Source organism: Shewanella sp. SM73 (assembly GCF_025653795.1).
Lineage (GTDB): Bacteria > Pseudomonadota > Gammaproteobacteria > Enterobacterales > Shewanellaceae > Shewanella > Shewanella oncorhynchi.
The window spans coordinates 38,071-50,207 of record NZ_JAKKRY010000018.1 but is presented as its reverse complement, the minus strand read 5'-3'; the positions used below and the strand labels follow the sequence as shown (position 1 = coordinate 50,207).

The 12,137-nt window shown below is 45.3% G+C and carries 13 protein-coding genes; 12 read left to right on the top strand and 1 reads right to left on the bottom strand.

Annotation, left to right across the window (positions count from 1 at the left end; translation table 11 throughout):
- The first annotated feature begins 28 nt into the window (after positions 1-28).
- From L5M51_RS19730 to L5M51_RS19690, 9 genes are all read left to right on the top strand, one after another.
- Positions 29-412: an ATP synthase subunit I gene (locus L5M51_RS19730; protein ID WP_105250794.1), complete on the top strand. Its 384-nt coding sequence runs from the start codon at positions 29-31 to the stop codon at positions 410-412.
- 12 nt (positions 413-424) lie between these two features.
- Positions 425-1,219 (top strand): F0F1 ATP synthase subunit A, encoded by a 795-nt coding sequence (gene atpB, locus L5M51_RS19725; protein WP_107950087.1) that lies wholly within the window; start codon positions 425-427, stop codon positions 1,217-1,219.
- 64 nt (positions 1,220-1,283) lie between these two features.
- The gene (atpE, locus tag L5M51_RS19720) at positions 1,284-1,535 is read left to right on the top strand and encodes a F0F1 ATP synthase subunit C (protein WP_006083840.1); all 252 of its coding nucleotides are present in this window, start codon (positions 1,284-1,286) and stop codon (positions 1,533-1,535) included.
- Positions 1,536-1,572: 37 nt separating this feature from the next.
- Positions 1,573-2,043 carry a F0F1 ATP synthase subunit B gene (gene atpF / locus L5M51_RS19715; RefSeq protein WP_006083841.1) on the top strand — a complete coding sequence of 157 codons (471 nt, stop codon included), beginning with the start codon at positions 1,573-1,575 and terminating at the stop codon, positions 2,041-2,043.
- A 15-nt stretch (positions 2,044-2,058) separates the two neighbouring features.
- On the top strand, positions 2,059-2,592 hold the full coding sequence (atpH, locus tag L5M51_RS19710; protein WP_006083842.1) for a F0F1 ATP synthase subunit delta: 534 nt from the start codon (positions 2,059-2,061) through the stop codon (positions 2,590-2,592).
- A 14-nt stretch (positions 2,593-2,606) separates the two neighbouring features.
- Positions 2,607-4,148, top strand: a complete 1,542-nt coding sequence (atpA, locus tag L5M51_RS19705) for a F0F1 ATP synthase subunit alpha (protein ID WP_263174230.1) — start codon at positions 2,607-2,609, stop codon at positions 4,146-4,148.
- Positions 4,149-4,198: 50 nt separating this feature from the next.
- Positions 4,199-5,059, top strand: a complete 861-nt coding sequence (gene atpG, locus L5M51_RS19700) for a F0F1 ATP synthase subunit gamma (protein ID WP_006084762.1) — start codon at positions 4,199-4,201, stop codon at positions 5,057-5,059.
- A 35-nt stretch (positions 5,060-5,094) separates the two neighbouring features.
- Entirely contained in the window at positions 5,095-6,486 is a 1,392-nt protein-coding gene (gene atpD / locus L5M51_RS19695) for a F0F1 ATP synthase subunit beta (RefSeq protein ID WP_105250791.1), read from the top strand.
- 36 nt (positions 6,487-6,522) lie between these two features.
- Positions 6,523-6,951 (top strand): F0F1 ATP synthase subunit epsilon, encoded by a 429-nt coding sequence (locus L5M51_RS19690; RefSeq protein WP_105250790.1) that lies wholly within the window; start codon positions 6,523-6,525, stop codon positions 6,949-6,951.
- Positions 6,952-6,999: 48 nt separating this feature from the next.
- Here the strand turns inward: L5M51_RS19690 and L5M51_RS19685 are convergent, their stop codons facing one another.
- Positions 7,000-7,272: a hypothetical protein gene (locus tag L5M51_RS19685; protein ID WP_263174277.1), complete on the bottom strand. Its 273-nt coding sequence runs from the start codon at positions 7,270-7,272 to the stop codon at positions 7,000-7,002.
- A 141-nt stretch (positions 7,273-7,413) separates the two neighbouring features.
- On the opposite strand from L5M51_RS19685, the gene glmU reads away from it, so the two are divergent.
- The 3 genes from glmU to L5M51_RS19670 all read left to right on the top strand — a co-directional run bounded on the left by glmU (position 7,414) and on the right by L5M51_RS19670 (position 12,121).
- Positions 7,414-8,778, top strand: coding sequence for a bifunctional UDP-N-acetylglucosamine diphosphorylase/glucosamine-1-phosphate N-acetyltransferase GlmU (gene glmU, locus L5M51_RS19680; protein ID WP_263174228.1), 1,365 nt, complete (start codon positions 7,414-7,416; stop codon positions 8,776-8,778).
- 276 nt (positions 8,779-9,054) lie between these two features.
- The gene (locus L5M51_RS19675; protein WP_263174225.1) at positions 9,055-11,148 is read left to right on the top strand and encodes a TonB-dependent receptor; all 2,094 of its coding nucleotides are present in this window, start codon (positions 9,055-9,057) and stop codon (positions 11,146-11,148) included.
- A gap of 202 nt (positions 11,149-11,350) precedes the next feature.
- Positions 11,351-12,121: a DeoR/GlpR family DNA-binding transcription regulator gene (locus tag L5M51_RS19670; RefSeq protein WP_011791272.1), complete on the top strand. Its 771-nt coding sequence runs from the start codon at positions 11,351-11,353 to the stop codon at positions 12,119-12,121.
- Positions 12,122-12,137: the final 16 nt, after the last annotated feature.

Sequence of the window (12,137 nt, the reverse complement as noted above, 5' to 3'; positions counted from 1 at the left end):
CAAAAAGTATGAATGCGGAGAGGATGAATTGAGTAAGGTTTTAGCGCGTCGTGGCCGGTGGTCAGCCTATAAATTGGTGATGATGCAGGCGGCGGTCGCTGGGGGTGCTTCAATTCTCTTTTTCGCCGTGTGGGGAGTTCAGTTTGGCTATTCTGCATTAGCAGGTGGTTCAATCGCTGTGCTCCCTAATTTTGTATTCGCAACCCTCGCTTTCTCCCACACGGGAGCAAGTTCAGCTGCAAAAGTCATAAAGACTTTTTACTGGGGGGAAGCGGTAAAGTTGCTGTTAACCATCGCAATGTTTTCGTTTGTGTTTATCAATCTTAAGGTCGCTTTTATGCCGCTTTTTGTTTGTTATGTGCTGACGCTAATCGTGCATTGGACAGCTCCTTTATACTTCAAGCAAAGTTAAGTGGGATGAATCATGGCTGCAACTGGTGAAGCGTTAACACCGCAGGGCTATATCCAACATCACCTTACCAACTTAAGTGTTGGTGAAGGCTTTTGGACATGGCACATTGATTCGTTGTTCTTTTCGGTTGGTCTTGGTGTTCTGTTCCTGTGGATTTTCCGCAGCGTTGGTAAAAAAGCGACTTCCGGTGTTCCTGGCAAACTGCAATGTTTTGTTGAGATGATCGTCGAGTTCGTAAATAACAGCGTGAAAGAAAGTTTTCATGGCCGCAATGCTCTGATCGCGCCTTTAGCTCTGACCATTTTTGTATGGGTATTCATGATGAACTTCATGGATATGATCCCTGTAGATTGGCTGCCTCACGCAGCAAGTTTAATGGGTATTCCCTATCTAAAAGCGGTTCCGACGACTGACGTTAACATTACTTTTAGCTTAGCTATTGGTGTGTTCGTGCTGATTATTTTTTACAGCATTAAGGTCAAAGGTGTGTCTGGGTTTGTTAAAGAATTGACACTACAGCCCTTTAACCATAAGGCAATGATACCCGTCAACCTCCTATTAGAGACTGTTACTTTGATTGCTAAGCCAATTTCATTGGCATTGCGACTCTTTGGTAACTTGTACGCAGGTGAGTTGATCTTCATCCTTATTGCGCTGATGTATGGTACCAACTTGTTATTATCTACCCTAGGTGTGACTCTGCAACTGGGCTGGTTAATATTCCACATTTTGGTTATCACGCTGCAGGCGTTTATCTTCATGATGTTGACCATTGTTTATTTAAGCATGGCGCATGAAGATCATTAAGGATTGCTGAAGAAATTTTAAACTAAATCATCAACTAATATAGATTTAGATACTGGAGATACAGATGGAAACGATTTTAGGCATGACAGCTATCGCTGTTGCTCTGCTGATTGGTATGGGTGCTCTTGGTACTGCAATCGGTTTCGGCTTATTAGGCGGTAAGTTCTTGGAAGGCGCTGCGCGTCAACCAGAAATGGCTCCTATGCTACAAGTTAAAATGTTCATCGTAGCGGGTCTTCTTGACGCCGTAACTATGATCGGTGTTGGTATCGCATTATTCATGCTATTTACCAACCCACTGGGTGCAATGCTGTAAAAAACGCTTCTGTCTTAACTCTAAATAGGAGGCTGTTGTGAATTTCAACGCTACCCTAATCGGTCAGACGGTCGCCTTTATCATCTTCGTGTGGTTTTGCATGAAGTTTGTATGGCCCCCTTTGATGAATGCCATCGAAGAGCGCCAAAAAAGGATTGCTGACGGTCTAGCTGATGCTGATCGTGCGGTAAAAGACCTGGAGTTGGCACAAGCGAAAGCGACTGACCAACTAAAAGAAGCCAAGGTAACGGCTAATGAAATTATTGAGCAAGCTAACAAGCGTAAAGCTCAAATAGTTGAAGAAGCCAAAACCGAAGCAGACGCTGAGCGTGCTAAAATCATCGCTCAGGGTAAAGCAGAAATTGAAGCTGAACGTAATCGCGTCAAAGAGGATCTGCGTAAGCAGGTTGCTACTCTTGCCATCATGGGTGCTGAGAAGATCCTTGAGCGTTCTATTGATCCAGCCGCCCACAGTGACATAGTTAATAAACTAGTCGCTGAAATTTGATAAGGGAGTTGAGTTATGGCTGAATTAACCACCATCGCTCGCCCTTACGCAAAGGCAGCTTTTGACTTTGCTATTGAACAAGATGCAGTGGATTCATGGGCAGAAATGCTTACGTTTGCCGCATTGGTGAGTGAAAACGAAACCATGCAACCACTGTTAGCTGGCTCTTTAGCCAGCACTAAGCTCGCAGCACTCTTTATTAGTGTGTGTGGTGAGCAAGTCAATGTGCAAGGTCAGAACCTGATAAAGGTAATGGCTGAAAACGGTCGCTTAAAGGTGCTACCTGCTGTATCTCAGTTATTTACTGAATACCGTAATGAGTGGGCAAAAGAAGTAGAAGCCGATGTGGTTTCTGCAACTGAGCTGAGCTCTGAACAACAACAGCAGATTAGTATTTCTTTAGAGAAACGTCTCGCACGCAAAGTTAAGCTGAATTGTAGCACTGACGCCGCGCTCATCGCCGGTGTAATCATTAAGACAGGAGACCTAGTCATCGATGGCTCGGTCCGCGGTAAGTTATCGCGTCTGTCTGATAAGCTGCAGTCGTAATTGGGAGTTTGAGCATGCAACTGAATTCCACTGAAATCAGCGATCTGATTAAGCAGCGGATCGAGCAGTTCGAAGTCGTTAGCGAATCTCGTAACGAAGGTACTATCGTTGCGGTAAGTGACGGCATCATCCGCATCCACGGCCTAGCCGACGTGATGCAAGGTGAGATGATCGAACTGCCTGGTAACCGTTTTGCAATCGCGTTGAACCTTGAACGTGATTCTGTCGGTGCCGTAGTAATGGGTCCTTATGCTGATTTAGCAGAAGGCGTAAAAGTGAAAACGACTGGCCGTATTCTGGAAGTTCCAGTTGGCCGCGGTCTTCTTGGCCGCGTTGTTAACACTCTAGGTGAGCCAATTGACGGAAAAGGACCTATCGATAACGATGGTTACTCGCCAATTGAAGTTATCGCACCAGGTGTTATTGAACGTCAGTCTGTTGATCAACCAGTTCAAACTGGTTACAAAGCCGTTGATGCCATGATCCCTATCGGTCGTGGTCAACGTGAATTGATCATTGGCGACCGTCAAACTGGTAAAACAGCTATGGCGATCGACGCAATTATCAACCAGAAAAATTCTGGCATTAAATGTGTGTACGTTGCGATTGGCCAAAAGGCTTCTACTATCGCTAACGTAGTGCGCAAGCTAGAAGAACACGGTGCGTTAGCTAACACTATCGTTGTTGTTGCAACGGCTTCTGAAGCTGCTGCTCTACAATACTTAGCGCCATATTCTGGTTGTTCTATGGGTGAATACTTCCGTGACCGCGGTGAAGATTCTTTGATCGTATACGATGATTTGTCTAAGCAAGCAGTTGCTTATCGTCAAATTTCGTTACTGCTCAAGCGTCCACCAGGCCGTGAAGCTTACCCAGGTGACGTATTCTATCTACACTCACGTTTACTAGAGCGTGCATCACGCGTTAACGCGATTTATGTAGAGAAGTTCACTAAAGGTGCAGTAACTGGCAAAACCGGTTCTTTAACCGCGCTGCCGATTATTGAAACGCAAGCGGGTGACGTTTCTGCATTCGTACCGACCAACGTAATTTCTATTACCGATGGTCAGATCTTCCTTGAGACCGATCTGTTTAACTCTGGCCTACGTCCAGCGGTTAACCCAGGTATTTCTGTTTCTCGTGTTGGTGGTGCGGCTCAGACTAAGATCATCAAGAAACTGTCTGGTGGTATTCGTACTGCACTAGCACAGTATCGTGAGCTTGCTGCGTTCTCGCAATTTGCATCTGATCTTGACGATGCAACACGTGCTCAACTTGAGCATGGTGTGCGTGTTACCGAACTGATGAAGCAAAAGCAATATGCTCCTATGAGCGTAGCCGCTCAAGCTGTGTCTATTTTCTCAGCTGAAAAAGGTTACCTGAAGAGTGTTGAGCTGAATAAGGTCGGTAATTTCGAAGCCGCTCTGCTCTCGTTCATGAACAGCGAGCATGCTCCTTTAATGAAGCTTATCAACGAAACTGGCGATTATAGCGCTGATATCGAAGCTGAATTAAAAGCTGGCCTCGACAAGTTCGTAGCAACCCAAACCTGGTAACAATGATAGAGGTGTCTTAAGACACCTCAGGTCCAGATTGGAGAGTAGAGATGGCCGGCGCTAAAGAGATTAAAACCAAGATCGCGAGTGTGAAAAACACTCAGAAGATCACGTCCGCCATGGAAATGGTGGCAGCCAGCAAAATGCGCAGAGCGCAGGAACGCATGGCTGCGAGCCGTCCATATGCGGAAAGCATGCGTAAGGTGATCGGTCACGTCGCGCAAGGTTCTCTCGAGTATAAACACCCCTATTTGGAGGTGAGAGAGGCTAAGCGGGTTGGTTACATTGTTGTAGCAACCGACCGTGGCCTTTGTGGTGGTCTGAACGTTAACCTTTTCAAAAAGGTTATTGCAGACGTGAAAAGCTGGAAAGCCCAAGGTGCAGAATTTGAATTTTGCCCTATCGGCGCACGTAGTGTGCAGTTTTTCAAAAACTTCGGTGGACAAGTGTCTGCTCACGCTTCAGGTTTAGGCGATGCTCCAAAGCTCGCTGACTTGATCGGGACAGTCGGTGTCATGCTAGAAGCTTACAACGAAGGCAAGCTGGATCGTCTGTACGTGGTATTTAACAAATTTGTGAATACTATGACGCAGACTCCTGTGATCGAGCAGCTGCTACCTTTGCCTAAATCAGAAGATGATGAAACTGCTCATCGTTGGGATTATATCTACGAGCCAGATCCAAAAGCACTTTTGGATACTTTATTGGTCCGTTATGTAGAATCTCAGGTTTACCAAGGTGTTGTTGAAAACATTGCCTCTGAACAAGCTGCCCGTATGGTGGCAATGAAGTCGGCAACAGACAACGCGGGTGAGCTTATCAACGACTTGCAACTGGTCTATAACAAGGCCCGTCAGGCTGCGATTACGCAGGAACTGTCGGAAATTGTTTCTGGTGCCTCTGCGGTTTAGGTTAGGTAACGAATACAAGTTTTAGAGGATTAATCATGAGCACAGGTACTGTTGTCCAAGTGATTGGCGCGGTTGTGGACGTAGAGTTCCCACAAGATGCCGTACCTCAAGTATATGACGCTCTGAAAATCGTAGGTGAAGGCCCGTGTAATGGTTTGGTGCTGGAAGTTCAGCAACAGCTAGGTGGTGGTGTAGTTCGTACCATCGCTATGGGTTCTTCTGACGGTCTGCGTCGTGGTCTTGAAGTAGTAAACTCAGGTTCACCTATTACTGTTCCTGTTGGTACCGCCACTCTTGGCCGTATCATGAACGTATTAGGCGAGCCTATTGATGAAGCGGGTCCAATCGGTGAAGAAGAGCGTTATGTCATTCACCGTACAGCTCCTTCATACGAAGATCAATCAAGCTCTACTGAACTGTTAGAGACTGGCATCAAGGTTATCGACCTTGTTTGTCCATTCGCTAAGGGCGGTAAAGTCGGTTTGTTCGGTGGTGCGGGTGTTGGTAAGACAGTTAACATGATGGAACTGATTAACAACATCGCTAAAGCCCACTCGGGTCTTTCTGTATTCGCCGGTGTAGGTGAACGTACTCGTGAAGGTAACGACTTCTACTACGAGATGAAAGATTCTGGCGTTCTCGACAAAGTGGCCATGGTTTATGGTCAGATGAACGAGCCTCCAGGTAACCGTTTGCGTGTTGCACTGTCTGGTCTGACTATGGCAGAGAAGTTCCGTGACGAAGGTCGTGACGTACTGTTGTTCGTTGACAACATCTATCGTTATACCTTAGCCGGTACTGAAGTATCTGCACTGTTAGGTCGTATGCCTTCTGCGGTAGGTTATCAACCAACATTGGCTGAAGAGATGGGTGTTCTGCAAGAGCGTATCACTTCAACTAAGACGGGTTCTATTACTTCTGTACAAGCGGTATACGTACCTGCGGATGACTTGACCGATCCGTCACCAGCAACAACCTTCGCTCACTTAGATGCGACTGTTGTACTGTCACGTCAAATTGCTTCTCTGGGTATTTACCCAGCGGTTGACCCATTGGATTCGACTTCACGTCAATTAGATCCATTGGTTGTTGGCCAAGAGCATTATGACGTTGCTAACGGCGTGCAAACTGTACTGCAACGTTACAAAGAGCTGAAAGACATTATTGCGATTCTGGGTATGGATGAATTGTCTGATGAAGACAAGACTGTCGTATTCCGTGCTCGTAAGATTGAGCGTTTCTTATCTCAGCCTTTCTTCGTAGCAGAAGTCTTTACTGGATCTCCTGGTAAGTACGTTTCTCTGAAAGACACTATCCGTGGCTTTAAGGGTATTTTGAACGGTGAGTTTGATCACCTGCCAGAACAAGCGTTCTACATGGTTGGCTCAATCGATGAAGTCATCGAGAAAGCGAACAAAAAGAAATAACTAAGTATTCATACTTAGTTTTTTAAGGAGAACGGGATGGCAGCCATGACAGTACATCTTGATATTGTAAGCGCAGAGAGCAAAATCTTCTCTGGTCGTGTAGCTTCGCTGCAAGTGACTGGTTCTGAAGGTGAGTTGGGCATAATGCATGGCCACGCTCCTTTGCTTAGTTATATCAAACCTGGCATGGCGCGCATCGTCAAGCAAGACGGCAGTGAAGAAGTGTTTTACCTTTCAGGTGGTATTCTGGAAGTGCAGCCTTCTTCTGTCTCCGTATTGGCTGATGTGGTTATGCGTGCCAAAGATATTGATGAGCAAGCGGCATTAGAAGCTAAGCGTCGTGCAGAAGCCCATATGGCAACTGCTGGCGCTGACTTCAATTATGACGCGGCTATGGTTGAGTTAGCTAAGGCTATGGCTCAATTACGTGTTGTTGAAACCATCAAGAAAAACATTGCCAGATAAGGTTATTGTTTGTGAAAAAAGGCGACCCTATGGTCGCCTTTTTTGTGTCTAAAAATGGGATAGATTGGCATTCTTGCATGTCTTTGATTGACTAGCATTGCTATCTACTTCGCTTTTCGATGTGCTTTCCGTTAAAATTGCGCCACTAATACCAATCGTATTAAATATCTGTTCATTCAGCGGGAGTTCAACGCGCTTTAGACAAGGCGAAGGCTTGAAGGCATAGTGGTGCTCTGTCGAAAGCCTTGAACGCAGTATGAAGCGCGTTGAAACCCGCCCTTTGGGAGCCTCACAGGCATCCCACTCCCGTGTTGCATTGATTTAAAAGGGAATAACCATTTCTGCGTCAATGCGCCTTGGATTGAGATGCCTGTGAGGCTCTGAACTGATTAGATATTTAATGTGATTGGTATACGACCGTAATTTTTTCACCCTCTTGGGTATTTGTTCAAGGATATGGTAATGGCATTAAATGTAGTGATCTTAGCGGCTGGCAAGGGAACACGGATGCGCTCTGATCTTCCTAAGGTATTACATCCCATCGCCCATAAGAGCATGGTGCAACATGTCATCGATACCGCTAATAAAGTTGGCAGTGACTCTATTCAGTTAGTCTATGGTTATGGTGCCGACAAGCTACAAGCCTGTTTGGGTGAGCAACAACTTAACTGGGTATTGCAAGCCGAGCAATTAGGCACAGGTCATGCGGTTGCACAGGCTAGCCCACATATCGCCGACAGCGATACAGTGCTTATTCTTTATGGCGATGTGCCGTTGATCCAAACATCGACTCTCGAAGCATTACTCGCCGCCCGTCCTGAAAATGGTGTTGCTATTTTAACAGTGAATTTAGCGAATCCTATTGGTTATGGCCGTATTGTCCGTGAGCAAGGAAAAGTCATTGGAATTATTGAGCAAAAAGATGCGACAGCAGAACAGTTGCTGATCAACGAAATTAACACCGGCATCATGGCGGTTCCAGGTAAACAACTTAAAACTTGGTTGAGCCGTTTATCGAACAATAATGCTCAAGGCGAATATTATCTAACGGATATTATTGCTATGGCGCACGCTGATGGCGTTGCCATTGATACTGCTCAGCCACAATCGGCCATTGAAGTCGAAGGCGCCAATAATCGCGTACAATTAGCGCAACTTGAACGTGCTTACCAAGCTCGTGAAGCCGAAAAACTCATGTTGGCGGGAGCGAACCTTCGCGACCCAAGCCGTATCGATATCCGTGGTGAAGTCACTGTTGGTATGGATGTGATGATCGATATTAATGTGATATTCGAAGGCAAAGTGACCTTGGGTAATAATGTCACTATTGGCGCAGGCGCGATTTTAATTGATTGCGAGATTGCCGATGATGCTGAGATCAAGCCTTACTCTATTATCGAAGGTGCTACGCTTGGCGTTGCTGCCAGTGCTGGCCCATTTGCCCGTTTACGTCCCGGCGCAGAGCTTAAGCAAGATGCACATATAGGCAACTTTGTTGAAGTGAAAAAAGCGGTGATTGGCGTGGGATCAAAAGCAGGGCACTTAGCCTATTTAGGCGATGCCATCATTGGTGATGGCGTCAACATTGGTGCTGGTACTATTACCTGCAACTATGATGGCGCGAATAAGCATCTTACTGTTATCGAAGATAACGTCTTTGTCGGCTCTGACACTCAGTTGGTGGCTCCAGTGACCATAGGTAAAGGGGCAACTTTAGGGGCCGGTTCAACGATTACCCGTGATGTAGGTGAGAATGAGTTAGTGATCACTCGTGTTAAACAAAAACACCTCACAGGTTGGCAACGTCCAGTGAAAATTAAAAAGTAAGTTTTAAAACTCAACTTAATGTCAAAAAAGCGGCCATGTGCCGCTTTTATCTTTATTGTGTTCAATGTTTTGCACTAAAAAGCCTTTTTATTAAGTAATGCTTAATAATTAAGATTTTCTTCATGTTTTTGTGGTATGGGCAAATTGTTGGTTTTTAAGTTAATTTGATCACTATCACACTCAATTGTAAATTTTAGTAAAGAAGAGAAAATAAAAACACTTCTCATTTATATTGCCTGCAATTCTAAGACGAAAGGTCTATTTGAGGTGTTGGCAATGGTATTTAAATATTCAGTTATAGGTTTAGCTGTAGGCTCGGCATTAATGGCTATGCCGGTTATTGCAGAAGTGGCGAGCGATAATAATATTGAGCGCATCAATGTGACTGGCCGTACTTTTAACGACTATAAAGTCGGTAGTGCATCGGGTGCCATGCGTGGCGATATCGACTTAATGGATACCCCACAGTCAGTTAATGTGATCCCCGATTTTGTGACCGATGAACAGTTGGCCACTAACCTTGCCGAGGTTTTAGTTAACGACTCCAGTGTGACGGCGGGAACCACGCGCTGGAACCGTCAAGTCTTCAGTATCCGCGGCTTCGAGCTCGATTCGGGTAACGGTTATCTTATCAATGGCCATCAACAATGGTCTCACTACGTACAACCAATTGAAACTTTACAGCAAGTCGAAGTATTGAAAGGTCCTTCGAGCATGTTGTACGGCCAATCTGGCCCTGGTGGTTTAGTGAATATGGTCACTAAGAAACCGACCTATGATTCAATGCTCGATTTAGGTTTTGATACTGATGGTTTTGGTTCGACCCGTGCTCAGCTAGATGCGGGCGGCAGTTTAAATGATGCTCAGAGTCTTCGTTACCGCGGCGTGTTAGTGAAGCAAGACACAAAATACTGGCGTGAGTATTCCGCTAACGATGAGAACCAAGAGCGTGACCGTTGGCTGGGCTACTTAAACTTAGAATTTGATGTCAGTGATGATGTTCTGTTATCGGTTAAGTACGATCATACCCAAGATAAAGCAGGCATTGATGCGGGTGGGTGGTTAGATAAACAAGGTAATGTTATCGGCGAACGTAAAACCGTATGGGATGCACCTTGGGCCTTTACCGATAACACAGTCTCTAACTTAGGTGCCGATCTAACTTGGCAGATGAGTGATGATTGGAAAGTTAAAGTCGGCTATAACGATCAACAATTTAATCGTCAACGTTTTGATTCAGCTCCCCAATATACTGAAGACCCATTCACTAAGGGGTATAGTATCAAACCATTCGATCGTTACGACGATTGGCAGCATAAAACCGCTTTCGTGGACTTTACGGGTGAATTTGCCTTAGCGGGCATGGAGCACCAATTCCTTATTGGGGCTAACTACTTAGACTATTTCTACCAGCAGCAAATTCAGCGTGGGGCAACTCAAACCGTTATTTCTGGGCAAGCGGTAATTGAGCCAGATCTTGATTACCACAATGGCAAAAAAGGTACCCCAAGCGAATACAAGTATTACGGTTTCTATTTACAGGACTTAATGACGCTTAATGAGCAATGGAAATTGCTTGCTGGCGTGCGTTACGACGAACAGAAAAAAGATGGTTATGGCGAAAATAGCTATGCCGTATCGCCTAAGTTTGGTGTGATCTACTCGCCAATGAGTAATGGCAATATTTACGTTAACTATTCAAAAAGCTTTACACCACAAGGCGCGGTAAATAACGAATTCGATGTCAACGATGGCCTGAATTTAAAGCCAGAATACGGTATTCAATATGAACTGGGTACTAAGTGGGAATTGTTTGACGATAGCCTGTTATTAACCGCAGCGGTATTCGATATTACGCTCGAAAACATCACAATTTCAGAGAAATTATCTACACCAATTGGTAATTATACCGATATCACTACTCAGGGTGGTGAACAGAAACATCGTGGCTTTGAAATGGGAGCACAGGGTCAAATCGGTGATAGCTGGTTTGTGACTTCTTCCATGATGTATTTAGATGCAGAGTATCAAACGGGAGATGCCCGTGAAGGTAAAACTCCGATTGATGCCCCTGAGTGGTCGGCCAATATCTGGACCCGTTACGAAGTGACTGACAATTTTGCGATGAACTTCGGTGCTATCTATGTGGGTGAGCGTTTTGCCGATCTCGATAACACTATTACTAAAGATGGTTATGTGCGTTTCGATATAGGTGCAGCCTACACTATGGATATCATGGGCAAAGATGTGAGCCTTCGCGCCAACGTGAGAAACCTCTTCGATACCGATTATATCGATGGTGGCCAGTACAATATGGTCACTATTGGCCAAGACCGTAACTTCAGTGTTGCAGTTGAAGCTAAGTTCTAATACTTATTAGGATTTTTAATCTATTTAAAGCAGTTTATCCCTAAAGGATAAACTGCTTTTTTATTGGTTGTTTTTTAAGTTCACAATTTTAAATTAATTAAAATGACTCGCGATCATGCGAAAGAGTGCTTCGTATGACTAGCAAAAAAGTTTCGTTTCACTATAATGCACCTTTCGAATCGAAACTTACCTGAAAGGTTTTATGAACAAACGAAACACACAGCAGCGTCGCCACAGTATAATCACCATATTGAACGAACAGGGTGAAGTGAGTGTTGATGAACTGTCGTTACGTTTTGAAACCTCAGAAGTGACGATTCGTAAGGATCTCGCCGCGCTTGAGAAAACGGGTTTATTATTGCGCCGTTACGGTGGCGCCGTGGCGATTCCAGACGAAGTCACTCAACAGTTCTCTGCCAAGATAGCGCCTAATAAGCTGTCTATTGCGAAAACCGCCGCGCAGCTGATTAAAGATCACAATCGCATCATTATCGATAGTGGCACTACGACGTCAGGCTTGATTGAACAGCTGAACGATAAGCGTGGGCTGGTGGTTATGACTAATGCGCTACACCTTGCAAATGCCATCCATGAACTCGAAAACGAGCCCACCTTATTGATGACCGGTGGCACTTGGGACCCGCATTCTGAATCCTTTCAAGGCCAAGTCGCCGAGCAAGTGTTGCGTTCATATAATTTCGACCAACTGTTTATCGGTGCCGATGGTATCGATCTTGAACGCGGGACCACCACCTTTAACGAGTTAACAGGTCTAAGCAAAGTGATGGCCGAAGTTTCCCGCGAAGTGATCGTTATGGTCGATTCAGACAAAATCGGCAAGCGGATCCCTAACTTAGAGTTACCGTGGGCCAAGGTCAGTGTGTTGGTCACCGACTCACGTATCGACGAGAGTGCGCTCAAACAAATTTCAGATCAGGGCGTGCGAGTCATGCTAGCGCCCTATGCTCAATAGACAAAATTGCTTAACA

What these genes read in the sequence shown, in the direction of transcription:
- atpB (WP_107950087.1), top strand. Translation starts at nt 425, where the DNA reads ATGGCTGCAACTGGTGAAGCGTTAACACCGCAGGGCTATATCCAACAT.
- atpE (WP_006083840.1), top strand. Translation starts at nt 1,284, where the DNA reads ATGGAAACGATTTTAGGCATGACAGCTATCGCTGTTGCTCTGCTGATT.
- atpH (WP_006083842.1), top strand. Translation starts at nt 2,059, where the DNA reads ATGGCTGAATTAACCACCATCGCTCGCCCTTACGCAAAGGCAGCTTTT.
- atpA (WP_263174230.1), top strand. Translation starts at nt 2,607, where the DNA reads ATGCAACTGAATTCCACTGAAATCAGCGATCTGATTAAGCAGCGGATC.
- atpG (WP_006084762.1), top strand. Translation starts at nt 4,199, where the DNA reads ATGGCCGGCGCTAAAGAGATTAAAACCAAGATCGCGAGTGTGAAAAAC.
- atpD (WP_105250791.1), top strand. Translation starts at nt 5,095, where the DNA reads ATGAGCACAGGTACTGTTGTCCAAGTGATTGGCGCGGTTGTGGACGTA.
- L5M51_RS19690 (WP_105250790.1), top strand. Translation starts at nt 6,523, where the DNA reads ATGGCAGCCATGACAGTACATCTTGATATTGTAAGCGCAGAGAGCAAA.
- glmU (WP_263174228.1), top strand. Translation starts at nt 7,414, where the DNA reads ATGGCATTAAATGTAGTGATCTTAGCGGCTGGCAAGGGAACACGGATG.
- L5M51_RS19675 (WP_263174225.1), top strand. Translation starts at nt 9,055, where the DNA reads ATGGTATTTAAATATTCAGTTATAGGTTTAGCTGTAGGCTCGGCATTA.
- L5M51_RS19670 (WP_011791272.1), top strand. Translation starts at nt 11,351, where the DNA reads ATGAACAAACGAAACACACAGCAGCGTCGCCACAGTATAATCACCATA.